The organism is Labrenzia sp. OB1 (assembly GCF_001624695.1).
Taxonomy (GTDB): domain Bacteria; phylum Pseudomonadota; class Alphaproteobacteria; order Rhizobiales; family Stappiaceae; genus Roseibium.
This window is the reverse complement of the sequence record NZ_JSEP01000009.1, coordinates 49,993-73,702: the sequence shown is the minus strand read 5'-3', so window position 1 is coordinate 73,702 and position 23,710 is coordinate 49,993. Positions and strand designations below refer to the sequence as shown.

19 protein-coding genes and 2 pseudogenes are annotated in these 23,710 nt (G+C 59.8%); 5 read left to right on the top strand and 16 right to left on the bottom strand.

Annotated elements, in window-relative coordinates:
• Positions 1–35: 35 nt before the first annotated feature.
• The 4 genes from OA90_RS13855 to OA90_RS13840 form a co-directional block, all read right to left on the bottom strand.
• Positions 36–2,195 (bottom strand): DDE-type integrase/transposase/recombinase, encoded by a 2,160-nt coding sequence (locus OA90_RS13855; RefSeq protein ID WP_068412577.1) that lies wholly within the window; start codon positions 2,193–2,195, stop codon positions 36–38.
• The gene (locus OA90_RS13850) at positions 2,192–2,656 is read right to left on the bottom strand and encodes a hypothetical protein (protein ID WP_208986128.1); all 465 of its coding nucleotides are present in this window, start codon (positions 2,654–2,656) and stop codon (positions 2,192–2,194) included. Before OA90_RS13850 ends, OA90_RS13855 begins: the two co-directional genes overlap by 4 nt.
• On the bottom strand, positions 2,649–3,491 hold the full coding sequence (locus OA90_RS13845; RefSeq protein ID WP_068412574.1) for a ParB N-terminal domain-containing protein: 843 nt from the start codon (positions 3,489–3,491) through the stop codon (positions 2,649–2,651). Before OA90_RS13845 ends, OA90_RS13850 begins: the two co-directional genes overlap by 8 nt.
• Positions 3,492–3,625: 134 nt before the next feature.
• Complete coding sequence (locus tag OA90_RS13840; RefSeq protein ID WP_068412571.1) at positions 3,626–3,937, bottom strand: helix-turn-helix transcriptional regulator; 312 nt, start codon at positions 3,935–3,937, stop codon at positions 3,626–3,628.
• 195 nt (positions 3,938–4,132) lie between these two features.
• Between OA90_RS13840 and OA90_RS13835 the strand changes: the two genes are divergently transcribed.
• Positions 4,133–4,621, top strand: a complete 489-nt coding sequence (locus tag OA90_RS13835; RefSeq protein ID WP_082837045.1) for a helix-turn-helix transcriptional regulator — start codon at positions 4,133–4,135, stop codon at positions 4,619–4,621.
• 49 nt (positions 4,622–4,670) lie between these two features.
• Positions 4,671–5,030, top strand: coding sequence for an excalibur calcium-binding domain-containing protein (locus OA90_RS28030; RefSeq protein WP_082837044.1), 360 nt, complete (start codon positions 4,671–4,673; stop codon positions 5,028–5,030).
• A 133-nt stretch (positions 5,031–5,163) separates the two neighbouring features.
• On the opposite strand, the gene OA90_RS13830 is transcribed toward OA90_RS28030, so the two are convergent.
• The 9 genes and pseudogenes from OA90_RS13830 to OA90_RS13795 all read right to left on the bottom strand — a co-directional run bounded on the left by OA90_RS13830 (position 5,164) and on the right by OA90_RS13795 (position 17,280).
• The gene (locus OA90_RS13830) at positions 5,164–7,005 is read right to left on the bottom strand and encodes an ABC transporter ATP-binding protein (RefSeq protein ID WP_347876836.1); all 1,842 of its coding nucleotides are present in this window, start codon (positions 7,003–7,005) and stop codon (positions 5,164–5,166) included.
• Positions 7,006–7,134: 129 nt separating this feature from the next.
• A pseudogene (locus OA90_RS29510) lies at positions 7,135–7,821 on the bottom strand (ABC transporter permease); the annotation flags it as partial.
• 125 nt (positions 7,822–7,946) lie between these two features.
• Entirely contained in the window at positions 7,947–8,897 is a 951-nt protein-coding gene (locus OA90_RS13825; protein WP_068412568.1) for an ABC transporter permease, read from the bottom strand.
• Between the two features lie 53 nt (positions 8,898–8,950).
• Positions 8,951–10,489, bottom strand: a complete 1,539-nt coding sequence (locus OA90_RS13820; protein WP_068412566.1) for an ABC transporter substrate-binding protein — start codon at positions 10,487–10,489, stop codon at positions 8,951–8,953.
• A gap of 68 nt (positions 10,490–10,557) precedes the next feature.
• Positions 10,558–12,321, bottom strand: coding sequence for a hydantoinase B/oxoprolinase family protein (locus OA90_RS13815; RefSeq protein ID WP_068412563.1), 1,764 nt, complete (start codon positions 12,319–12,321; stop codon positions 10,558–10,560).
• Positions 12,322–12,332: 11 nt separating this feature from the next.
• A complete protein-coding gene (locus OA90_RS13810) occupies positions 12,333–14,372 on the bottom strand; it encodes a hydantoinase/oxoprolinase family protein (protein ID WP_068412560.1) in 2,040 nt (679 codons plus the stop codon).
• A gap of 90 nt (positions 14,373–14,462) precedes the next feature.
• Entirely contained in the window at positions 14,463–15,593 is a 1,131-nt protein-coding gene (locus OA90_RS13805; protein ID WP_068412559.1) for an FAD-dependent oxidoreductase, read from the bottom strand.
• Positions 15,590–16,990, bottom strand: a complete 1,401-nt coding sequence (locus OA90_RS13800; protein ID WP_068412556.1) for an FAD/NAD(P)-binding oxidoreductase — start codon at positions 16,988–16,990, stop codon at positions 15,590–15,592. The genes OA90_RS13805 and OA90_RS13800 overlap by 4 nt, the downstream gene beginning before the upstream one ends.
• Positions 16,987–17,280, bottom strand: coding sequence for a (2Fe-2S)-binding protein (locus OA90_RS13795; RefSeq protein ID WP_068412553.1), 294 nt, complete (start codon positions 17,278–17,280; stop codon positions 16,987–16,989). Before OA90_RS13795 ends, OA90_RS13800 begins: the two co-directional genes overlap by 4 nt.
• A 27-nt stretch (positions 17,281–17,307) precedes the next feature.
• Between OA90_RS13795 and OA90_RS29775 the strand changes: the two genes are divergently transcribed.
• From OA90_RS29775 to OA90_RS13785, 3 genes are all read left to right on the top strand, one after another.
• Positions 17,308–17,436, top strand: coding sequence for a hypothetical protein (locus tag OA90_RS29775; protein WP_279625814.1), 129 nt, complete (start codon positions 17,308–17,310; stop codon positions 17,434–17,436).
• A 153-nt stretch (positions 17,437–17,589) separates the two neighbouring features.
• The gene (locus tag OA90_RS13790) at positions 17,590–18,513 is read left to right on the top strand and encodes a LysR substrate-binding domain-containing protein (protein ID WP_068412550.1); all 924 of its coding nucleotides are present in this window, start codon (positions 17,590–17,592) and stop codon (positions 18,511–18,513) included.
• Positions 18,514–19,381: 868 nt separating this feature from the next.
• A complete protein-coding gene (locus OA90_RS13785; RefSeq protein WP_068412547.1) occupies positions 19,382–20,476 on the top strand; it encodes an AbrB family transcriptional regulator in 1,095 nt (364 codons plus the stop codon).
• Positions 20,477–20,508: 32 nt separating this feature from the next.
• Here OA90_RS13785 and OA90_RS29030 read toward each other — a convergent pair.
• The 3 genes and pseudogenes from OA90_RS29030 to OA90_RS13770 all read right to left on the bottom strand — a co-directional run bounded on the left by OA90_RS29030 (position 20,509) and on the right by OA90_RS13770 (position 23,492).
• Positions 20,509–21,087, bottom strand: a pseudogene (locus OA90_RS29030) (hypothetical protein).
• A 427-nt stretch (positions 21,088–21,514) separates the two neighbouring features.
• Positions 21,515–21,991, bottom strand: a complete 477-nt coding sequence (locus OA90_RS13775) for a tripartite tricarboxylate transporter TctB family protein (RefSeq protein ID WP_068412541.1) — start codon at positions 21,989–21,991, stop codon at positions 21,515–21,517.
• Positions 21,981–23,492: a tripartite tricarboxylate transporter permease gene (locus OA90_RS13770; RefSeq protein WP_156510496.1), complete on the bottom strand. Its 1,512-nt coding sequence runs from the start codon at positions 23,490–23,492 to the stop codon at positions 21,981–21,983. The genes OA90_RS13775 and OA90_RS13770 overlap by 11 nt, the downstream gene beginning before the upstream one ends.
• Positions 23,493–23,710: the final 218 nt, after the last annotated feature.

Genomic DNA, 23,710 nt, shown 5'->3' with positions numbered 1-23,710 from the left:
AGTTGCAGCTTTCGGGGCCTTTCTCTTGCCCAGGCTTACGCGGGCGGTACGTTTGCCTTGCGCTTCTTGCTTTCCTCCCAGAGGAGGTTGCGCGCACGGTATTCCGGTCCGGCCTGATAGCCGGTCAGCCAGATCGCATCCGGGTCGCTCAAGGCTTCGCCGTTGGCGATCCGCGCCTTGAAGCGCTTGGCGCGTTCAAAGCGGTCTTCCGCTGTTTCCTTTGATTTGAGAGGCCGCACATTGGCCGAGGTGACAGGGGTGGTGCTCAACTGCTCCATCACCTTCTGCTCGGCGTCTGACAGCGGCCTGGGAGCGCGCTTTTCCTTGACGGTGGCAGCGGCCCTTGTCTTTGCCGTTTCGTGCTTCTCGGTGAGTTTTGGAAAGCTCAGAATGTCGGCGTTGGACTGATAGGCCGCGCGCTGTGCCTCCGCGACGGTGCGCGGCGTGATGAGCCGCTTTTGCTTGCGGATGTCGGCAAGCGCACCGTCTTCAAACGCCTTCTGTTTGGCGCGGACCTGGGCGATCGTTGCAGCCGGGTCGAGACCGGCCAGCATCGGATTGACCGCCTGTCCGAGGTAGGTTTCTCCATCCGGCTCAAAGAGCCAGACCCGGCCGAGATCTTCAGGATCGTGGCGGACAAGAACATCCCGGCCGGGCATGACATCGCCGGTGTAATAGAATTCACCGTCGATCCGGATGCCCTGATTGGTAACGCGGCGCTTGCCGTCCTGGCCGGCGACCGGCGCCAGCAGAACATCGAGCGCCGCCTGATCGTCGATCGCCCGGATTGGCCCGGACCAACGGGCAGCAACCTCAAAGGGGGTTTGGCGCTTCAAGCCTTCGTGGGGCGTGTGTGCGTATTGCTCCTCCGCCCAACGGTCAGCCTCGCGCTGAAGCTCAAGGGCTGAGAGGGTCACATTGAACAACTTGGCATCGTCGGTGCCGAGCCGCGCGGAGAAGGCCTTGCGCGCCTCAATCACCTTCCGATCGGCGACCGAGTGGCCGATGAACCCGGGCAGGGTCGCGGCGCAATCGCGCTGGAAGGTGCCGATGACGCGCTCAACCATTCCCTTTTGCTCGGGCGAATAGGGCGTTGAGAAGTCCTGTTCAATGCCGAGGGCATCCAGCAACCGAACCGTTGCATGGGCAGAAAAATCCGAGCCGTTGTCGGTTTTGATCAGTTCCGGCACGCCCCAGGCAATCAGGCATTTGCGGATCAGGAGACCGACAGCGGCGGCGCGCGGGGTGGTGGTCACCATGATGATGGTGCGCCGGGAATAAAGATCGATCGCCACATAGATGTTCATGCGCCCGTCGGTGGTCATGACATCGGACGGCGAGGCGTCGATCTCCCAGCGCTCGTTCAGCCGGTCGACCCGGTTTGCGCCGGAAGCCGCAAACCGGACCTTGGACTTGTAGGCATCCGGATCGGTGATCTTCAGGAGAGCGTTTCTGTCGCCCTCTTTCCAGACTTTAAGAGCGTTTTGAAAGGTCCTTAAAGGCGGCATTTTTTTGCGGACCTGACCTTTGGCGGTCTCCACCAGAACCGTTTCGCCGAACTTCGCGATCGCCGTGGTGCGAATGTGCTTGGCGCTCAGGAACTGATTGGAGACATAAAGCGCCAGACAATAGGCGCGCAGCTGTCCACCTTCGGCCGTATCGAGAATCCCTGTTCCTTTGCGGGCCTTGGACGGATCATGCGCAAGGCGATTAATGTCCGCCCGCATGTCCTTGCGCCAACGGGCAAGCGTGCGGCCGGAAAGGCGCTTGACGAGCTCGCTGACCCATTCGGGAACCGGGACCTTGCCGTCCTCATAAAGCTCCGCGAACAGATCGTCGGAAGGGCTGGTGGTCAGCTCGCAGCTTTTCTTGAAGCGATCGGCGACCTTCAGGACAACCAGCTTGGCATCGCGTGTGTTGCGCTCGCGCGTGGTCAGATCCCGGCTGGTCTCTGTCCGATAGTCTTGTGGCTCGATGCGCACGAAGGTGGCGGCATAATCCAGTCGCTGGAATTGGGGCAGAAGGTTCATGTGGTACTCAAGCCCACCGCCCCCTTCCCTGCCCTGACGTTTGCGGGCAAGCGGACTATCCGCCCAGTTGCCCCGCGCCGCGATCAGTTGCACACCGCGTTTGGTTGCCGGAAAGCCCTCCAGTCTGAGATCGGCGATTTCCTGAGCGGTCAGCCAGAGCTTCATTTGGCACTCCGGATCTGCATCTGGAGTGTTTTCTTGCGGGTCGCGACCATGCGCTCGTGGTCTTCGATCAAGGCCAGCTCGATGACGTTTTCGTATTTGCGCGGCACCACCGCCATGTCGAAGTCCTCAGCGATAAAGCCCAGGAGTTCCGTCTTGCCGGTGGCGTGGATCAGCGCCAGAAAGCGTTCCACCGTGATGTTGTTTCCGGTTTTCGCTTCCGAGGCATAGGCCTCCAGCATGTCCTTGGTGACTTTATGCCCGAGCCGCGCGCTCATCAGCCCGGCGACGGTGATCCGGTCCTTGCCGCACTCCTTGAGAGCTTTGGCGATGGCGCGGCTGATCCGCGAGGACAGCCGGTTGCCGGAGATTGTTCCAGGTTCAAATCCAACCGACACTTTCGGTGGCTTCCAGCCGTTGAACATGTCGATGGTGAAGTCGTCGCGCGGGGTCTTTCTACTCATCGAGCCAGCCCTCCCGCCTGACCAGCTCGACGATCTCCTTGCGGTGGAGCTTGAAGACGACCATGCGGCCGGCTCTGGGCAGCTTGCTGAGATTGTCGCAGGCGGACCGCAACACCCGGTCGGTGGCGGTTTCCGGGTCGCGGCCGTCGAGTATCAGCAAGGCGTCTGCGATGGTCCTGGCTTTGGGGAGCTCGCCCAGGATGAGGTCCAGGACCTTCGCCTGGACTTCGGCGTCGAGGTCCGCGAGAGCTTTCAGGTCGGATTGTTTTTCGGCGAAGACACTGCCTTTCAGGCGCTCGCGGGTTTCCGGGGAAAGGCCGTTGAAGATAGCGATAGCCATGCGGATTGCACGGTCTGTTAATCCCGTGGTCTCGGCAGCGGAAAAACAAAAGGAAACAATTTCCGTTTGATTTTCTTTTTTGTTTCTAGCGGCTTGGCTCTTGCGATCGCCGCCGCGCTTTGTTTGCGGATGCAACGCCTCATAGACCCGCTTCAGTTCGCTCAGTGCCTCGCAGCGCTCCAGGGCATTGAGATCCTTGCGGCCGAGGTTCTCCAGGATCTCGTGAAGGCGCAGCTCGTCGGCAGCGTGTTCGGCCGATGGTTCCAGAATACGAGCTTCAATCTCACGCCACTTGGCGCGCTTTGCTGCTTCCAGGCGGTGGGCACCGGCAACAAGCGAAAAACGTTTGCCATTCGCAACGACGTCGATGGGAGTTTTCTGGCCGGTCTCCCGGAACATGGCCGACAGGCACTCGGCCCAATCCGGATCCACGCCCCGAAGCCGTCCGTCAGGAATATCGATCAGGGAAACCTTGATGGAGGAATACGCGCTCAAGTCAGACCTCAGATTTTTTCGAAAAAAAGAGACCGGGCGGCTGCGGCTCTGCGGTCACTTGGACCGCCCGGCAAGGTGGGGAGGAAGAAAATCCGTGACGGCGGGGCCGGAATGTCCGGACCCAGGCCGCAGTGTCACGCGGCCTTCCTGTCCGGAGCGGCCCTGCGTTTCTGGCTGGCGTTCAGCTTCTCGTATTTGCTAGAAAGGATTCGAGCGGTCCTGATGGGATACCGGTCGGGCCACAGATCCTGCGGCGGCGTTTCCAGAAACTCTGCAATCGCAGCTTCAGCCTTGCGCACCGGACGGGTCCAGACATGGGAAAAGCTGTTGGGGTGCATGCCCTGGATTTCAGCGAGCCTTCTCAGGGTCATGCCCTGACGGTGAAGCTCGCCTATGATGTAGTCCTTGTCCCATCCGTTCGGGGGAAGCTCGATCGGCTTTGGCATGAGGGGCCTCTCTGAAGTGGAAAACGGTTTGTTGCAGCAAGCCGTTTTCTTAGGTTTTGTTGTGACAACTCGGCGCGAAGGTTCGAGCCGACAAGATAGGTTTATACCCGTTTGGATTTTTTGTAAACATCCATTTGGGTATTTATTGGTGATGTATTGGCCAGACCTGAGAGCGAGCCACAGACGCCGCTAGCTATGCGATTGCGCGATGTGCGACGTTCAGTCGGCGATCTTGAGCGTGACGTATTCGCAAAAAAATTGGGTTTGAGCGCCAATAGCCTTGCTCGATACGAGCGAGGAGAAAGAGAGCCATCAGCATCTGTACTGAAGGCATACAATTCAGTCTTCGGCGCGAGTATTTCTTGGCTTATAACAGGCGAAGGAGAAATGTTCGCCGACGCGATGAAACTCCCGGCCAGCTCAAACCTTCGAACAATCGATCAAACCGTTTTCAGCCAGGTCGGCCTTCTGGTCATCAAAGTCTACAAGGACGAAAGCGTGAAGCTCCCGGCTGACGTTCTCTTGGACGAACAGGCCAGTGCCTACAATGCCCTGATTAAGCGCGCAGAAAACCCGTCGGACACTGAAGAATTGCTTAGCCTAATTCCCTGGCTCGAAGCTCGCCTCCGAAGATCCCTCAAGGCAACCGCCGTCGCACCAGAAACCGGGCAACAACAGGCTTGATGGCTATTTAGACCAAGCGCCGTCCTCGAACGTTGAAAACGAACTGACCATGCCCTTGCGAAAACCACCAAATCGCGATCGTGATCATCCGGACCGAAACGCACGGCGCCTAAAAGACCGCTTTAAAGCAGTATCAAACAAGAGCTTTCGCTCAAGCGCTTCGCCTGCGCGGCACGGCTGGATCAAGCTTCTCGCTGTAGCCGTCGCGCTCGTCGCTGCCGTTTATTTTGCATTGCCAATATTTAGCCCCTGGCCACGCAATGTCACCTTGCGCCACATTGTTTCCTTCGCTAACTGCGATACCGCCCGCGCCGTTGGCTTAGCCCCGGCTAATCGCGGCGAACCTGGGTATTGGTCAAAGCTTGACGCCGATCGCGATGGGATAGCTTGTGAGCCTTTTCCACGTTAGCACTGCCTCGCCTCGTTTATAGTGAAATAGTGGACTGACCAAGAAAGTGGATTGTCTTGGCCAATCAGACATGGTCGCAAACCACGCTTGCGCGGCTTGCAGGGTATCAGCAGCGGCAAAGTGTCCAGCGCCATCAGGCCATGACCCTGGAGGGCTCCGGCCTGGTTACCGGTTCTGGCCATTCCTCATCCGCGACCATGACCGTGTGGCCCGCAGAAACCTCGCGATAGAGACGCTCCGGTGTCACATAGTCAGGGGAGCGAACCGGGCTCTTGATCTCGTCATATGAGACCTTGTGCCTTTGCCGGCTGCGCGAGGGGTCCGCTATCGGTACAGCCGACAGCAACTTGCGCGTATAGGGATGCTGCGGGTTCTGGAAAATCGCATCTCGGGGCCCTATCTCGACGATCTCGCCGAGATACATCACCGCTACACGGTGACTGACCCGTTCGACGACGGCCATGTCGTGCGAAATGAAGAGATAGGCAAGGCCCATGCTGGCCTGCAGATCCAGCATCAGATTGACCACCTGAGCCTTCACGGAGACGTCGAGGGCCGAGACGGCTTCATCCGCGACAATCAGTCTTGGCTCGAGCGAAAGCGCCCGCGCGATGCAGATGCGTTGCCGCTGGCCTCCCGAGAATTCGTGCGGGTAGCGGTTGGCCATCTCCGGTTTCAGGCCCACGCGCACCAGCAGTTCGGCTACCTTGTCGCCGGCTTCTCTTTTTGTGGCCAGGTTGTTGATGATCTGCGGCTCGGCGATCGCCGCGCCGACCTTCTGGGTCGGGGTGAGGCTCGCGAAGGGATCCTGGAAGATCATCTGCATATGCCTGCGCTGCTCGCGGAGTTCGCGCTGGGAAAGCTTGAGCACATCGACGCCATCCAGCCGCACGGAGCCTGAATCGGCTTCCGTCAGCCGTGTCACCGCACGCCCGGTTGTCGACTTGCCGCAGCCGGACTCGCCAACAATCGAGAGCGTTTCGCCGGCTTTCACGTTGAAGGAAAGCTTCTCGGCCGCATGCACCCGTCCCGTGACAGGTGACAGCAGGCCCGACCGGATTTCAAAGCGCTTGACGAGATCCGCCACCAGAAGAACAGGAGGCTCGGAATGCTTGACTGTGTCCGGCACCATTTCCGGAACGTCGGATTCGCCCGTGGTCCGGTCGACCACCGGAAACCGCATCGGGTTCCTGCTGCCCTTCATCGACCCGAGCTTCGGCACAGCGGACAGCAAAGCCCTTGTGTAGGGGTGTTTCGGCCGGGCGAAAATATCTACCGTATCGCCGGTCTCCACGACCTTGCCATCATACATGACGACGGTCTTGTCGGCGATCTCGGCAACGACGCCCATGTCATGAGTGATGAAGAGGACGGACATGCCCTCTTCCTCCTGAAGTTCCTTGATGAGTTCGAGGATCTGCGCCTGGATTGTCACGTCGAGAGCAGTGGTAGGCTCGTCCGCGATCAGCAGTTTAGGCTTGCAGGCAAGCGCCATGGCGATCATGACACGCTGGCGCATACCGCCCGAGAAATTATGCGGATACTGATTGAGTCGCGATTCCGCCGAGGGAATGTGAACACGCTCCAGCAGTCGGACGGCCTCCGCTTTTGCCTCGACGCGCGACAGGCCGCGATGGGCGATCAGGGCTTCGGAAATCTGATACCCCACCGTCAACACCGGATTGAGAGCGGTCATCGGTTCCTGAAAGATCATCGCGATCTCATTGCCGCGGATGGCACGGAACTCATCATCCGACAGGGTCATCAACTCTTTTCCGTTGAGTTTGACCGACCCTTCCGTCCGGCTCGACCCGGGCGTGTTCAACCGCATGATAGAGAGCGAGGTGACGCTCTTGCCGGAACCGGATTCTCCCACGATCGCCACAGTCTTGCCCGCTTCAATAGTGAACGAGACATCGTCCACGGCTGTTACCGGTCCATCAGGCGTCATAAACTGCGTGCGCAGGTTTTTCACCTCCAGCACCTTCACGTCCCGCTCATCGCTCTCTTCCCTGATGTCCGGCAGTTCACCGGAACGCCCGGAAGCCGCCCCCTTCAGGCTCTCCCATTTAGCTTTTTTTACCGATGTTGCGGTCCGCGGGTCGAACCGGGCCTGCAGAGCGTCGCACAAGCGGTTAACGACGAAGACAGTCAGAACCAGACAGAGGCTCGGCCAGAGCAGACCCAAAGGATTGATCTCAAGCTGCGCCCGCGCGGACCGGATCATGAGCCCCCAGGACGGGGTCGGCGGCACGATGCCAAGCCCGAGGAAGCTCAGCCCGGCCTCGACGATGATCGCATGGGACGCCGTAAGGGAAAACTGAACGAGAATGGGACCCATGATGTTAGGCAGCAATGTCCGCAGCAGAATACGTGGACTCCTCGCACCCAGGGATTTTTGCGCCTCGATATATTCCATCTGTTTGACGGACAGGGTCTCTCCATAGGTAATTCGCGCGAAGTTGGGCATATAGAGGATCGTGAGGCAGACGATTAGTGTCGTGGCGCTGGGTCCGAACAACGCAACAATCAAAAGCGCCATAAGGATCGGCGGGAAGGCCAGCAGCACATCGGAGACCCTCAGGGTCACGAACTCCCAGTATCTGCCGAAATAGCCGCCGACAACACCCGCGAGCGTTCCGATCACGCCGGCGAAAACAGCCGTTAGAAAGGCAATGCTCAGTGAGGTGCGAGCGCCGTACAGCAGCCGTGACAGCTCGTCGCGGCCGAACGCGTCCTGGCCGAGTGGATGACTGGCGGAGGGCCCGGAAAAGCGGCCGACGATATCCATGGCGGTCGGATCGACGCGCCAGATCAAAGGGCCCAGAACAGCCGCTCCAATCAGAGTACCGAGCAGCCACAGGTTCAATTCGAGCGAGCCAACGGGCCTGCGTATCAGATTTGCCAGCACAGTCATCAGTGACGCACCCTTGGATCCAGGATCATGTAGATCATGTCAACAACCAGATTGATGAAGATGAAGAGAGTCGCGACCACGAGCACGATGCCGCGAACACTCGGATAGTCGCGATGCTCGATGGCGGTGACGAGATAGCCGCTGAGTCCGGGCCAGTTGAAGACATATTCAACAAGGACCGACCCACCCAGGAGGTTGCCCATCTGCAGACCGACGACGGTCACCACCGGACCAAGTGCATTACGCACAATGTGCCAGGTCATCACCTGCCGTTCGCTGATCCCCTTCGAGCGCGCGGTGCGAACCCAGTCCTTGGTCAGAACCATTGCGACCGTTGCGCGCGACATGCGAAAGACAGTCGCTGAAAAGCCGATTGCGATGGCAATCGATGGCATCAGCAACAAGAGCAGATGCTTTCCCGGGTCCTCGGAAAAGGCCACATAACCGCCTGCCGGGACCAGGTGGAATTTCTGCGCGAAGACATAGACCATCGCGGTTCCGACCACGAAGATCGGCAGCGACATGGCGACGCTCGCCAGGAGGGACAGAACCCGGTCTGTTGCTTCTCCCTGGCGGATCGCAGCGATCAGGCCGCAGGGAATGCCGACAATCAAGGAGATGATCGTGGCGCAGAAGATCAGTTCCAGCGTCCGCGGCAGCCGCACCATGATGGTGTCCCAAACCGGGTTACCGTTGCTAAAGGACTGTCCGAGGTCTCCCCGCATAAGGTCTGCGAGAAAAACCAGATACTGCCAGAAGATCGGCCGATCCAGTCCCAGATCGACTCTCAAGGCGCGCACGGCTTCCGCCGGCGGTTCGACCCCACCACTCGACAGGAGCACTTCGGCGGGATCGCCGGGTACGAGATAGAGCGCCAGGAAAACGATCGAGGCGACCGCGACGGCGAGCATGACCGCTGTCAGGGTCCGCTTGATGACATAGCTAAGCATTGTTCAATTCGCCCAGGAAAGGGCCGGGCGCGGTTTCGCGCCCGGCAAGTAGATCAGCCGAACGTAACTTCTTCGAGCCCGAATCCGGTATACAAGTTACTGCTGCCGACAAGAGCATGGAAATCCTGCACATTATCGCGCAAGCCGTAGCCCTGCGTGCGCCGAGTGAGCGAGCACAGCGGAACATCCTGCTGAACCAGTTCCGCGACTTCATCGTAGATCGCGATCCGCTTTTCCCGATCCAGCTCACGCCGTCCCTGTGACAGCAAGAGGTCAATCTTCGAATTGGAGTAGCCGAACGACCGCTTGTAGGTCGGCGTGCCGCTTCCGATCATCGCCGTCAGCCCATCCGGATCATTGACCACGGTAGAGCTGCCGTTGATTGCGAACTGATACTGGCCCTTGTTGCCCTGCTCGACGCGGGCACCCCATTCGGGCAGATCCAGTTCGACTTCGAGACCCACCGCGTTCAGGTATTGCTGCACGATAAGGGCTGTGTCCTGGTGCATCGAGTAGGTGGAGCTCGAAAGAAGCTTGACCTTCTGTCCGACCACACCCGCCTCTTCAAGCAGGGCCTTGGCTTTTTCCGGATCATAGCCCCACAGCTGCTCGGTCTTGTCGTTGGCGGCTTCGGAATTCTCGTCCAATGGCAGACCGTAAAGAGGTTTGCCGCGCCCGTAGAAAGCGGCCGCAACGATGTCCTCACGTTTGACGGCATAGGCAACCGCTTGCCTGACCCGGGCATCGTTGAACGGCGGCCGTTCGACATTGAAGTTGATGATCATGTTCGGCCCGGTGGTCTCCGTCAGGACCAGGCTTGGACTTTCCTCGATCTTGGTCATGCTCTGCCAGGGAACATATTCGATGATATCGACATCGCCGGATTCCAGCGCGGCGACCCGAAGACTTTCGTCCTTGTAGGCGATCATCTTGATTTTCCTGATCTTCGGATAGCCATCTTTGTAATAATCCTCGAAGGCCTCGAGATCGATGGACACGCCTTCCTCGATACTGGTGATCTTGTAGGGACCGGCACCGACAGGCTTTTCCATGCCTGCCTTCTCCGAGAGAATCGGGACGTAGGCGGTCGCCAGCAACTTGGCGAACGCCGGTGTCGGATCGCTCAGGGTGATCCCCACCGTCTTCTCGTCAATAGCGTCGACCTTGGAAATCACCTTGAGATCCTTGACGAAATAAGCTGTCGATCCTTCCCGGCTGATCTGCTTGAGCGACCAGATGACATCTGCCGCCGTGACCGGTTCGCCGTTCTGGAACTTCGCGTTCTCGCGGATATGGAAGATATATCCAGTCCCAGACTCCTCCCATTTCTCGGCCAGTTCGCCGACAACTTTCCCATCGCCGTCAAGCCCGAGAAGACCACGGAACACCTGCAGCTTGACGGTGACTGCCGCCGCGCCTTCGTGCTTGAACGGGTCCAACCCGGGAGGATAGGCTGAGAGAGCGTATCTCAAAACGTCCGGATCCTGGGCGCGCACCACGCGCGGCAGCGCGAGCGTGCCTAGCGCAGCTCCCGATGCGGCGACAAAACCCCGCCGGGAGAGCAGGAAGCTGTTTTTCATGAATTCACTCATTATGTTCCCCTTTTGCTTTGTTTTCGTAACCGGGATTTCCCGGTATGCTTGTTATTGTTATTTTCCGGTCAGGCTGCGGTCTGTTTCTCCCCCCCGTGCAGCAGCGCCAGCGCAGCGTCGACGAGAGTGTCGCCATAACCTTTGCGAGCGTGGTCCTCGGATATGATTTCGTCGCGCAGATCGGCTGCTATCATCCCGACCGGCCGGTTCGTGGGTCTACCGAAACCACCACCACCCGGGATTTCAATGCGCAGCGTGTCGCCTGCCCGGAAAATCGTCTGTGTGACTTTCGAGGGCAGCATTTCCTCCCCGTCGGCACCCGGATTGCGGATCAACCGGCCCATTCCCCCCGGTTCACCGCCTTCCGCGCCTGGCGCCCCGTGATTGTGTCTGTCGGAGCGGGCGGAGACAGTCGTATTATCGTGCAACGCCCGTATGGTACGGGTGATACCCATACCGCCGCGCCACCGGCCGAGACCGCCGGAGTTTTGCAGCAACGCGTATTCCTCGCAGATCAGCGGATACTCGTTTTCCATGGATTCAATCGGAAGGTTGAGCGAGTTGGTGATGTGAACATGAACGCCATCCATGCCGTCGCTGTCGCAACGCGCCCCGCCGCCGCCGCCAATCGTCTCGCCGCAAATATAGTATTTGCCAGTCTGCGGATTGAGCCCCGAAAAGACGTAGGACGGCAGCACGTCATAACTGGATGCCATGCGCCCTTCAGGATCGATCAGCGGCTGGAAAGCACCAAAGATCGCGCCAGCGAGACGTTGACAGGCAATCGTTCTCGACCCGACCGGCGCCGGATCGCGCGGATTGACAATCGTGCCCACCGGTGCTCGCAGGACAATCGACTCCATCATGCCTGAATTGGCCATCAGCTCCGGATCGAGCAGCGCCTTGACGCAATAATATGCGGTGGCCCTGAGAGCGTTCTGGGCGATATTCAACGCGCCCCGTGCCTCCAGCCCGCTGCCCTCGAAATCCAGGATCAGCTTGCCGTCCTCGACGCTGACGGTGACCTTCAGCGGTACGCGATCTCCACCTGGGAGGCCGTCGTCATCCAGATAGGTGGTGAAGGTGCTGGGAGCACTCGTGCGCAGCTCGGCGATACGCAGTTCCAGGCGCCGCCGGGTGTAGTCCAGGAGATCCTGGATCCGCGCCTCAAACCCGCAGATACCCATCCGGTCGATCAGCTTGCGGGCTTCTTCACCGCCCCGGTCGTTGGTTGCGACTTGCACCTTCAGATCCAGCACGCGCTCTTCGGGCAGACGTGTGTTCAAGCTGATCATGTTCAGAAGGTCCTCGTCGACCTCCCCCTCCCGGCGGACCCGCATGGAGGGAATCCGCAAACCTTCCTCGAAGATCGATTCAGCGGTTGCCGCCGTTGAACCGGGAACCCTGCCGCCGACATCGTTGTGATGGCCGATATTGACCATGAAGGCGACCAGACTGTCTCCGATGAACAACGGTGTCGCAATCGAGATATCGGGCAGATGGGTGCCGCCCGCCGCATAAGGGTCATTGCAGATGAACGCATCTCCAGGCCTGATCTGGTCGCGGGGATACCGCGCCAGAAGGGCGTCGACTGCCCCCATGAGCGAGCCGAGATGGACCGGAATATGAGTGCCTTGCGCCACGAGCCGACCGTATCCGTCGAACAGACCGACCGAGAAGTCGCGGCGTTCCTTGATCTGCGTGGAAAACGACGACCGCATCATGTTTATGGCCATCGACTCGGTGATGGACAGCAGGCGGTTGGCGAAGACCTCCATGGCAATCGCGTCGAACCCGCCAATCATTCCGGCTGAAGAAATCTGCTTGTTCATGTTCTTTCGCCTCAGCTCTTGAGAGAGATGTGAATATTGCCGAACGCATCGAGCTCGGCGGTCTGCCCTGGCAGGATCACGGTTGTGCCGCTCATCTCCTCGACGATAGCCGGCCCGCTAAAGGGCACCCCGGCAGCTAACAGCGCCCGGCGGTAAACGGGAGTGTCCTTCCAGCTCGTTCCGAAAAAGACCTTGCGAGTTTCAAGAAGCGCCTTCTGAAGAGAGCCACCCTGGATCCTCGGTACGGCATTGCCCTTTTTCACGTGGCAGACCGCCTTCAGGCGCACGTTCACAATCTCGATCCCGTGATCGTCCAGCCTGTAACCGTATTGATCGGCATGGGCTTGATGGAATTTTTGAACGAACGCTTCCAGGACGTCCTCGTTCAGCTCTTGAAGCGCGATCGGGATGGAGTGGCTCTGGCCGAAATAACGGGCATCGAGAGAAACCTGCAGCTCCTGAGCGGCTCCGGGGAGCGCCTCGGTGGCCAGCCAATCCTTGCCGTTTTCCGCCATCTCGTCCCCGAGGCCGACGACCTGCCGCCAGGTTTCCGGTCTCGCCACGACGAGCGCCGTGCGGACATAGTCACGGCTGAGGTCCGACAGCAACACACCTCGGGCGCACAAGGTTCCTGGCTCCCTCGGCACGACGATTTTTCGCAGGCCGCATTCCTCCGCCACTTCGGCTGCGTGCAACGATCCTGCACCGCCGAATGAAAACAGCGTGAAATTGCTGAGGTCATGACCATGTTCCGTCGAGACCGACCGGATCGCACGGCTCATATTGGCCGTCGCAATACTGAGGATCCCGTAGGAGGCTTCTTCGACCGAAAGTCCCAGGGGACCGGCGATCTGTTTCTTGATTGCCTCTTCGGCAAGCCCCCGATCGACCTTCATGCGCCCTTCCAGCAGCGCGACCGGATTGAGCCGGCCCAGAACGATATTCGCATCGGTCAGGGTCACATCTCCGCCACCCTGCAAATAGGAAATCGGTCCTGGTACCGCGCCGGCGCTGGTCGGCCCGACTTTCAAGGCTCCCGCGTCATCAATTCTGGCAATGCTGCCGCCGCCTGCGCCGATGACATGAATATCGACCATGGGCATGCGCACCGGATGGCCCGCGACCAGTCGGCTTGAAGTGAACTGCGGCTGTCCCTTGGTAATCAGGGACACATCGGTGCTGGTTCCGCCGACGTCGAAGGTGATGATTTCCGTTTCGCTTATTTCGGTGCCGATGTGGGCGGACCCGATCACCCCAGCGGCCGGTCCTGACAGACAGGTCAGAACAGGCAGTTCCTCGACTGTCTGTACCGGCAGCAACCCTCCGTTGGAATGAAACGTCAGCGGTTCTATCCGGATCCCGGCATCGGCGATCCTGCTCCGCAAGCGGTGCAGGTATTTTTGCGTGCGCGGACCGACATAGGCATTGAGCGCTGTGGTTGAAATCCGTTCGAATTCCCGAAACTCAGCCACAACATCGGAGGAAATGCTGACATAGAGATCGGGAGCAATCTCATTGATGAGATCGCGCACTACCCGCTCGTGCTCCGGATTGCGGTAGGAGTGCAAAAATCCAATGGCAACAGCTTCGACGCCGCTGTCCTTCAACGCTGTCACCAATTCCATGACCGCCTTGATATCGGGAACAGTCAGCGGATTGCCGTCTTTGTCCAAGCGCTCGTCGACCTCTATACGGCGGTAGCGCTCGACCAGTGGCTCGGGCTTGCGCACCGACCAGTCATAAAGAGAAGGCCTGGTCTGGCGCCCGATGGCAAGGACGTCACGAAACCCTTTCGTCGTGAGCAGGCCCGTGGGCACACCTCTGCCCTCGATCACCATATTGGTCGCGACCGTGGTGCCGTGGCCGACATAGCCGACCTTGGCCGGGTCCACCTTGTTGAGTTCCAGAATCTCATTGATCCCGGCGGCAATCGCTCGGGAAGGATCGTCCGGGGTCGAGGGCACCTTGTGGAACGCGGTGGACTCACCCTCGGTATCCAGCATCACGAAATCGGTAAAGGTGCCGCCAACATCGACGCCAATTCTATACATTACCTTTTTGCTCCTTGATTAACGTCGCCGGATCCATCTGCCGGCGAAGCCGGTCCGGAACCTTTGGCGCTTTTGCATATCCGGCCGGCCTCATGCGACTGCTTGCCTCTGCATCAGCCGTTCCGCCGTGAAACTTGCGATCTGCTTCCTGGTGCCTCCCGCGATGATCAGGTCGGCCATGATGGCGCCCACGATCGGAACGAGTTGGAATCCATGTCCGGAGAAACCGAATGCGTGAAAAACACCCGCCGCGCGCGGCGAAGGTCCGATGACGGGCAGAAGATCCGACGTCTTTGCCTCCATGCCGGCCCAGGTGCGAACGATGCGCAAGGAACCGGTCGTGGGAAAAAGATCGATCACTGCCCGCGCACTCCTGGACAGTTCCATGAAATCGACAAAGCTTTGCTCGGCTTCGATGTCGGCACGGCCCTGCAGCCCACCGCCGATTACCAGAGTTCCCTGATCGGTCTGCTTGAAGGAGAGTGGCCGCCCGACAAGGCTGACGACAGGCTTGAGAAGCGGTGCGACACGTTCTGTGACGATCATCATCGAGGCCTTGTGGCCGAGCGGGATATCGTCGCCGACCATAGCGGCAATGGTTTTCGCCCAGGCCCCGGCCATATTCACCACGGTAGGGGCGACGAATTCCCGCTCGCCGGCGCGTACCCGCCAATCGGACCCTAGCGGATCGATCGCCGTGACGCCGCAGCCTTCGTGTATGGTGACACCCGCCGCCTCGGCACTGCGCCGAAACGCCCGCAGGGTTCTGTGCGGATCCGCCGCCCCATCCGTCCGGACAATCAGCGCCGCGGCGCAATAGGGAGAAAGCGCCGGCACAAGCCTCAGCAATTCATCCCGGTCAATCAGTTCCTCGTGGCCGCAGCCGGCATTGCGGGTTTTTGCCAACCGCTTTTCAAGGACCGGAACATCACTGCGCTTTTCGGCAACCATCACCTGACCATGGGAGTGGAAGCCGCAACCATCGCCGACAATCGTCTCGATGTTGCGCCACATGTCCATCGCTTCCAGCGAAATCGGCAACTCTTCCAAGGCCCGGTTCAGTGTCCGGACGCCCGCGGCCGATGCGCCTGACGCGTGCCGGCCCACCCAGGATTTCTCCAGAATGGCAACTCGTTTTCCCGAGCGCGCAAGATGCAGTCCGGCAGAAAGCCCCATCAGGCCGCCACCGATGATGATTGTATCGAGGACAGGTCCGCTCATGGGATCACAGCTCCCGCGTCGAGTGCTGCAAGCTCGGCAAGAGTGATTGGCTTGAAGGGCGGACGGACCCGGTATAGGCCGACATCCGGGACCGTCCGTCCCTCCTTCGCCGCCAGGAGACTGGCGACAGTGTAACTGCATTGCCTGCCCTGGCAGGGGCCCATACCCGCCCGCGTGAACGCTTTTACCTGATTGGGGTCCGGCCGGCCGGCTGCCGCCTGTTCCAGTATCCTGGCTGCGCTCACCTCTTCGCAGCGGCACACGAGCGTTGCCTCTGGCGGCACAAAGACCGCGGAACGTGGACGATAAAGCCGGTCCAGAAAGGGCCTGATGGCCAGGGCTGCTTTCAGCCGCTTGCGAACCGGGGCGGCCACGGCGGCCAACTGCGCACGGGAAAGACGGCCTGCCTTGGCAGCAACTCGCAGGGCCGCCAACTCACCAAGATGGCATGCCGCTTGGGCTCCGCCGATCCTCGCACCATCCCCGGCGACGAACACATCGGATACGGAGGTTTCACCCCATGTGTCCAGATCCGGCGCGAAGCTGTCCTGAGCAGCATTCCAGATGTGCTTGCACCCAAGTGCGAGAGTCGGATGGATCGTGGGAACAATGCCCTCATGAACGAAGAGCAGGCGCGCATCAACCGTTGCCGACCTGCCGTTGGCGGTTATGTACCGGAGACGTTCGAGCGCTTCGTTGCCGATGGCTTCGATTTCTTTGACGTTGCCGATAAAGCGAACCTGCCGGCGGAGAGCCATCAGCCAGCCAAAACCTTTCAGCATGTCACCGGGCGCACCAAGAAAGGCGCCCGCCAGTTCCCGAAAAGCGCCTGCCAGGTTTGCGGACGGTGCGGTGTCGAGAAACCCGGCAATCCGGCCTCCGGCTTTCAGAAGCTGAATGGCGTAAAGCAGGGAGAGCGGTCCAGTGCCGGCAATCCAGACCGGCTCATCGGGAATCTGACCTGAAGATTTGAGAAGGATCTGCGCGGCGCCTACCGTCATCACGCCCGGCAAGGTCCAGCCGGGAAACGGCAACGGACGCTCCTGCGCGCCCGTTGCCAGGAGGATAGCGTTTGCATCAATGCAACGCGCCACTCCGTTTTGCGCAATGAAGGCGCGCGGACCTGGTTCGAGGTGCCAGACCCTGGCCCCAGGTAGATAGCCGGCCCCGCTTGCACGGAACCGGCGGACCACGTCCGCGCCGTCGCTGTAGGCCTTACCGAGAATGCCAGCCCGGGAAGTATCGGCGGCCGTCTCGATGTTCCGCCAGATCTGCCCGCCGGGTGCGGACTGCTCGTCGACCACGAGAACGTCGAGCCCATGACGCCGCGCCACAACGGCCGCTGACATGCCTGCCGGCCCCGCACCCACAATCAGAAGATCAGGCCCCCCTGTCATGGCCGCACACTCCGGCGGCCCTTTTGCCGCAAAACCAGCATGCCGTCGCGTACAGGGGTCAGACATGTCTGGGTAGAGGCAATTCCGTCAACCGTCGCCAGACAGTCGAAACAAACGCCCATCATGCAATAGGGTGCCCGGCGCGAACAGGATACGGGAGCAGTGCGGGCCCAGACCGGCGACTGCCGCAGGAGGACGGCCGCAACGCTCTCGTTGGCCTCGGCGGGAACGGCAACACCGTCCACATAGACCGTGACTTCTTCGTCGAGGCTCTGCAGCTTTCTAAACATCGGCCGGCCCCACACGGGAAAATGTCGATGACAGCAGATCGCGGCGCGCCGACTTTCCCGATCCCGGACATGGCCTCCCGTACCCGAGACAGTCTGCGATCAAGCTGCACGGCAGTGACGATGGCCCATGCCATTGTCGCCCGGCAAACCCGGTAACCAGATCGCGGTCCTTTGTCGGACCAGATGCTTCCAGAGCTATGAAACCGATATTCTGCAACATGTTCTTACCCCGTTGTTGACAAGGGTAAGAATTGAGAACCTATAATGTCCAATAGTAAAAATCACATATCATATTCTGGAAGTTATAGAATGGCACGTGCACTCAATCTTCGTCAGATCGAAATCTTCAAGGCCGTGATGGAATATGGAACCGTCAGCCAGGCGGCGGACGTCCTGAATATTTCACAGCCTGCAGCCAGCAAGCTTCTGATGCAGTTGGAAAGGGAAAACGGCCTTCAGCTGTTTTCCCGGCAAAAAGGCCGATTGGTGCCCACGACCCAAAGCCTGCACCTTTACGATGAAGTGGAACGCATTTTCGCGGGCGTGCGGCAGGTGGAAAGTGCAATTGCGCTGATCCGGCGCGAGGATCAGGGACGCATCGTCGTAGGCCTTCCACCCGCCCTCACCGGAGCCTTCATACAGCGAGCAATCGCAAGTTTTCTTGACCGAAATCCGAATGTCCTGTGCCTGATACAGTCCCGCCGGTCGCGATGGCTGGTCGAACATCTGGTCACGCGCCAGGTCGATGTCAGCATCACACCAACCCCGATCGAAAACTCCAATTTCGCCACCGAGCGGATCGTTAAACATCCGCTTGTCTGCATCATGCCTCCGAGCCACCCGCTCGAGCAGAAGAAGGTCGTTCTCCCGGACGATCTGAATGACATTGAATTCATCACGTTCGATCTCGATTCCTACACCGGGCAAAAGATCGACACGATCTTCCAGAAATACAGCATCAGCCCGAAGACCGTAATCAATGCGGATTCCGTGGCCTCGATCAGGGAATTCGTCGCCGGTGGGCAGGGTGTCGCGCTCGTGTATCCGCTGTTCATCGCCGGCATGGGCGACCGTCTTTCCATCCGACCGTTCGAACCTGAAACCCCGATGGAGCAGTTTTTGAGCTACGCTCACGACGCCCGCAACAAACGCCTAATCCAGGAGTTCGCAACGGACGCGAAAGCAGCCTGTAATTACTTTATTGAAAACAAGAAAATGGATTGGGTGAAGTAAGCCTGTGAAACTGTGAACTGCCGACTTGGGTGCGCACAGCGGTCATTCCTGGCACGTGGCGAGACCGATTGGTCTGAGTTCAATGAAGTCAAATGAGCATTAGATGGAAAGCGTCCAAGAGAGCAGATTCTGCGATATTGAAATTACCCACCTTAGCGAATGGTTCAATTAGCCTCGACATCTGAAACACCACAGAATTCGGCCATTTGCGCCATGGTGGGAACTCGTTCCAGAAAACGTGTTTCAGTTCCCTCCTTGAACTTGCGCAATGTTCGACGTCAAAGGCGAAAAAGTTGCTACCACGGATGCTAGGTCGATGTGTGCAAATTAGCCCAAAACAGCAGAATTCTGCCGATTTTTTCAAGGTAGCAACTCGTTCCGGAAATTGCGTTTCAGTTGCTACCTCGAACTTGCGCGGTGTTTGTTTTCATTGCGCTTTTTCAAATGGCTGCAGTCACCAACCCGCCGATTGCCGTGTTTTTCGCCAAATGAAGTTGCGCGCCCGTTTTAACCTAGCCTCACCAGAAACAGCAGAAAACCGCCAAAAATCGCTTGATCCCACTTAATCCCGGAAACGCCATTTATGCCAAGTGAAGTTGCGCGTTACACCGTTTCTTGAAGTTGGTCTGGACTGAAATTCCGGAAGCACGTCATTCAGCGATGCATCCTGACCGACAAGAAACGGGCTCCGTCCGTGATCGGCAGACTGGCCTTCCCGAGAAGGGCGGATTTCCGCATGGAGGAATGCCGGTATTACATCTTGTTGTGTGACAGCGACGGTTCGCTTAGATCTTGAAACACGAGACCGGGCGGAGGTTGACGCGAAGCGCCCCGCGCGGCCAGTTTCCAACCAGGCCTGACACCGCAGATGATTGATGCCCGTGCCATCCTTGCCGCCGCTGTAACCGTGACCGCCGCCATTGCGGCCGCTATCCTTTTCGAATATCTGAGACTTCCCCTGCCGTGGATGCTCGGACCACTGCTCGTTACGGCCGCCGCATCTTTCCTGAAAGTGAAGATCCTCGGGTTCAACGCCGGTTTGCCAGCCAAGAGCCGCACCATATTCGTGCCCATCGTCGGCCTGATGATCGGATCCAGCATCTCCGGCGATTTTGCAAGTGAGCTGGCACGCTGGTGGCCAAGCCTCCTGCTTGTAGCTCCCTATGCCTGCCTGGTTCAGATCGTGAACGCTGCCATCTTGAGGCGGGTTGGCGGTTACGACCCGGCCACGGCCTTCTTCGCGGCGAGCCCCGGAGGCCTGGTTGAAGCGGTGCTGATCGGAGAGCAGAATGGCGGCAAGGCTTCCCTGATGACCATTCAGCACTTCGCCCGCGTGTCGCTCTCGGTTTCCGTGATCCCGATTCTGCTGTCCTTTTATTATGGTGAACCGGTAGGCAGCGCCGCAGGCATAGTAGCGGACAGCGGCGGACCACCGTTGACGGTGCAGGATGCTGCCCTGCTGGCCGCTGCCGGAATCCTGGGGGTTTTCCTGGGACGGCGCCTGCGACTGCCGGCAGCGATCATGGTTGGACCGTTCCTGCTGAGCGCCGTGTTGCATGGCACAGGCGTCACCGCCGCCCAGATTCCTCAGGAACTCCTGAAGATGGCGCAGCTTGTGATCGGCATCACCATAGGCATGCGCTTTGCCGGACCGAGCCGGACTGAATTGGCGCGCGGTCTGGGCCTGTCGGTCCTGACCCTGTCTACCACCCTCGCCGTTGCCTTCCTGATGGCGCTGCTTGTCTCCGGCCTTGGGATGGCCGCGACGGTCGCGGGTTTCATCGCCTTTGCGCCGGGCGGGCTGGTGGAGATGGGACTGATCGCGATTTCAATCGGGGCCGACCCGGTTTTCGTGGCCACGCATCATGTGCTTCGGATCGGCTTTGCGGTTACCCTTGCGCCATTGCTGTTTCATGCGCTCTACGGAAGGGCAAAAAAGAATGCACGCCAGCCGGATGAATGAAACGGCCGGGAGGCGCTGAAGATCGCAGGTTCTCAATTGCGGATGGTCTGCAGGAACCAGTCGTCCGGCAAGCTGCGCCCCTTGGCCCGTCCGGCCACAAGATCGGCAAGGGTGATCCGTTTTTCCGGCAGCATGACGCCGTGGGCGCGTTTGCGCGGCTGGTCCTGCGAGCGGCGGCCGGCACGCCAGCGCAGATATTCGTCGTCGATCGCCACCGCCTCCAGGCCTTCGGCCGGCGGCGCGTCGCCAAAGCGGAGGTAGATATCGACCCGCTCCATGGTTGCGTCGTCCGGAAGACCGCCGCCGCCGCCGATATTGACCACATGGGCTCCGGCCTCAAGCAGTGCGCCATCGAGCACGGGACGGGTGGCATCGGTCAGCGAGGCGACGATATCAGCACCGCGATAGACCAGTTCCGGCCGGTCGCAGACCTTGACCTCGAGGCGGTATTTCGATGCCATTCAGGCACCGAATGCTTCCCGGTTGGCCCGGGTGGGGCTGTAGATCTGCAGTTTCCGGATGTTGCGCACCGCCATGAAGGACCGCATGTGGGTTTCGGCCATGCCGCCACTGCCAAGCATGCCCACCACTTCAGCGTCCGGCCGCGCCATGTATTTACGCCCAGGCCGCCATCGCCGCCAACCCGCATGTGCTGAAGCACGCCATCATTGAGTATCGCAAGCGGCCGTCCGGTTTCGACCTCCGTCAGGAAAATCAGCCCGCAGTAGAGTCCAGGTTCGGCGCAGTATTTTTCCTGGGTCCGGGTGCCATCGGCCGCCACGTCGTAATGAATGACGTCAGACTTCATTCTGATGGCGAAGTAACCGCCCATTGCCCCGCCTTCCATCGTCCCCCAGCGGTAGGTTCTGGAAGGGTCCGATGTTGGAATGCTCATGTCAATCCGGGGACGGCAGACACCGCGGCCCGCGGCGAGATCGAGATAACTCTTCTCCAGCGCCGCGAGGGTCATTGCCATGGTCAGATGGGCCTCGACAGTCGGAATGTCGATCAGCAGCATTCACTCGGCCTCCGCCGGAATCACGACAACAGGATTTCGAAAAGATACCCCGGGAAGAGGTGCAGCTCGAGCAACCAGATGAAGACGCCGCTCAAAACCGCAAGTGTTCCTGCGGCAGCGAAGATCGCCGCTCCCCAGGCCCCCTGGTTGTTCAGCCGCACAAAGGCCAGCACGCAGAGCGTACCACCAACCACGAACCCCAGGCTCAGCAGCACGACGGTGAAGACCGCGAGCCAGACGAACATGGTCAGTTCGGACCTGCCTTCCCCCTCTTCCGGAATGTCGGGTCCTTCGGTCGCTTCTCCGGGAACCGCAAGCTCCCGGCGCTGATCGCGCAGGTCGATGACCAGTTGCGCCAGGCACAGCAACGCACCGGGCACCGATACGAGCAGCGGCATGAAGGCCGCTTTGCTGGGAAGACCGAGGGACAACAGGGCAATCCCTCCCATCAGGATCAGCATCGCGCCGGTGGTGGCAATGCGGGCATCAACCTTCATGACTGACATCCTTTTTCTGGGCCTTCGGCCGCTGGCGGAAGACATAGGTGGCAATGGTCAGAACGATGAGGGCGATCAGGACCAGCGACAGCGGCCGCAGCAGGAAAGACGGCCCCCAGATCGCCAGTGCCTTGTGGACCGAGTCCTCGGCGATGTGGCCAAGAACAAGTCCGATGACGAACGGCGGGCGCGGCCAGCCGAATTTCTTGAGGAAGTACCCCAATGTCCCGAGCACGACGAGCAGAAGCATGTTTTCCCAGGCGCCGCCCGAAAGGTAGGCCCCGAGGAAAGCGAGCACCAGCACGAAGGGGATCAGCAGCGCGCCGCGAACGAAGACCAGCATCGACATGGCCGGGACGAACAGCAGGAAGACGAAAATCGAGAGGAAGTTGGCCAGCGCCAGCGCCCAGATCAGCGACCAGACCAGGTCCATGCCGTTGAGCGCCATCTGCGGTCCCGGCTGAATGCCCAGCATCACGAAGGCACCGATCAGGATCGCCATGCCGGTGCTGCCCGGAACGCCGAAGAAAAGTGTCGGCAGCAGCGATCCGCCTTCCTTGGAATTGTTGGCTGTCTCGGGCGCGATCACGCCGCGCACATCGCCCTTGCCAAAGGTTTCGTTGTTCTTGCAGGTCTGCACCGCGTGGCCGTAGCAGAGCCAGGAAGCCGCATCGCCGCCCAATCCGGGAATCGCTCCGATCACCGCACCGATGACCGAGGTGCGCAGCGTCAGCCACGGGTTGCGGAACACATCGAGTATGCCGTCGATAACCTGGCGAATATCGTACCGCGCGGCCTTGCCGCGTATCTCCGCGATTGCCCCTCCCTTGACCCCGAGGGCCAGCATTTCGGGAATGGCGAACATGCCCAGAACCGCGGCGACCACGCTCACGCCATCCCAGAGGAACAGCATATCGAATGTGAAACGTTGCGACCCGGTGTGCGGGTCCAGCCCGATCAGAGAAAACGACAGTCCGAGAAAACCGACAGCAATACCCTTGATCAGACTGCGGCCGGACAACATGGCGATGAAGGTGATGCCGAAGAGCGCCAGCAGAAAGAATTCGGCCGGGCTGAAGGCCAGAACAACCGGCCGCAACACCGGAAGCATCAGCGCCAGAAAGAGGGCGCCGATCACGCCGCCGATACCGGAGGCACCCAGCGATGCACCGAGCGCGCGGCCCGCCTCGCCGCGCTGCGCCATCGGATATCCGTCGACGATCGTGACCGCGTCCGGCCCTGTGCCCGGCACTCCGAACAGGATGGAAGGAATGGACCCGCCGGTGTGCACAACCGCGTGCATCGCCAACAGAAATACCGCGCCGGACATCGCGTCCATGCCGAAGACAAAGGGGATCAAAAGGACGATCCCCAATTTCCCGCCGAGACCGGGAACGGCCCCAAAGAACATTCCGATCGGGATCGCCAACAGGATCAGGCCCATCAGATGCAGTGAAGTCAGAATGTTCAGTAACGGTCCGAAAATTACAGTGACGTCCACAACGGGCCCCTCCTCGGCTCGGTGATGGTTCAAAAAGCTGCGGGCCTGTCACTTGAAACATGTTTCAGGTCGGCACCTGGCAGCCTTGACGGAGCAAATTAGGCTTCCGCCTCTCTCTCCACAAGCTATAATGGACCGATGTTCCGTATGAAGGAACTTTGAATGATCCTTGATTGCGCCCGGATCCGGTTCCGTACGCAATGGGAAAAACCAGGGAG

Excerpts from the sequence above, each read along its gene's own strand:
- OA90_RS13855 (WP_068412577.1), bottom strand. The coding sequence starts at position 2,195 with ATGAAGCTCTGGCTGACCGCTCAGGAAATCGCCGATCTCAGACTGGAG.
- OA90_RS13850 (WP_208986128.1), bottom strand. The coding sequence starts at position 2,656 with ATGAGTAGAAAGACCCCGCGCGACGACTTCACCATCGACATGTTCAAC.
- OA90_RS13840 (WP_068412571.1), bottom strand. The coding sequence starts at position 3,937 with ATGCCAAAGCCGATCGAGCTTCCCCCGAACGGATGGGACAAGGACTAC.
- OA90_RS13835 (WP_082837045.1), top strand. The coding sequence starts at position 4,133 with ATGCGATTGCGCGATGTGCGACGTTCAGTCGGCGATCTTGAGCGTGAC.
- OA90_RS28030 (WP_082837044.1), top strand. The coding sequence starts at position 4,671 with ATGCCCTTGCGAAAACCACCAAATCGCGATCGTGATCATCCGGACCGA.
- OA90_RS13825 (WP_068412568.1), bottom strand. The coding sequence starts at position 8,897 with ATGCTTAGCTATGTCATCAAGCGGACCCTGACAGCGGTCATGCTCGCC.
- OA90_RS13820 (WP_068412566.1), bottom strand. The coding sequence starts at position 10,489 with ATGAGTGAATTCATGAAAAACAGCTTCCTGCTCTCCCGGCGGGGTTTT.
- OA90_RS13815 (WP_068412563.1), bottom strand. The coding sequence starts at position 12,321 with ATGAACAAGCAGATTTCTTCAGCCGGAATGATTGGCGGGTTCGACGCG.
- OA90_RS13810 (WP_068412560.1), bottom strand. The coding sequence starts at position 14,372 with ATGTATAGAATTGGCGTCGATGTTGGCGGCACCTTTACCGATTTCGTG.
- OA90_RS13805 (WP_068412559.1), bottom strand. The coding sequence starts at position 15,593 with ATGAGCGGACCTGTCCTCGATACAATCATCATCGGTGGCGGCCTGATG.
- OA90_RS13800 (WP_068412556.1), bottom strand. The coding sequence starts at position 16,990 with ATGACAGGGGGGCCTGATCTTCTGATTGTGGGTGCGGGGCCGGCAGGC.
- OA90_RS13795 (WP_068412553.1), bottom strand. The coding sequence starts at position 17,280 with ATGTTTAGAAAGCTGCAGAGCCTCGACGAAGAAGTCACGGTCTATGTG.
- OA90_RS29775 (WP_279625814.1), top strand. The coding sequence starts at position 17,308 with ATGACAGCAGATCGCGGCGCGCCGACTTTCCCGATCCCGGACATGGCC.
- OA90_RS13790 (WP_068412550.1), top strand. The coding sequence starts at position 17,590 with ATGGCACGTGCACTCAATCTTCGTCAGATCGAAATCTTCAAGGCCGTG.
- OA90_RS13785 (WP_068412547.1), top strand. The coding sequence starts at position 19,382 with ATGATTGATGCCCGTGCCATCCTTGCCGCCGCTGTAACCGTGACCGCC.
- OA90_RS13775 (WP_068412541.1), bottom strand. The coding sequence starts at position 21,991 with ATGAAGGTTGATGCCCGCATTGCCACCACCGGCGCGATGCTGATCCTG.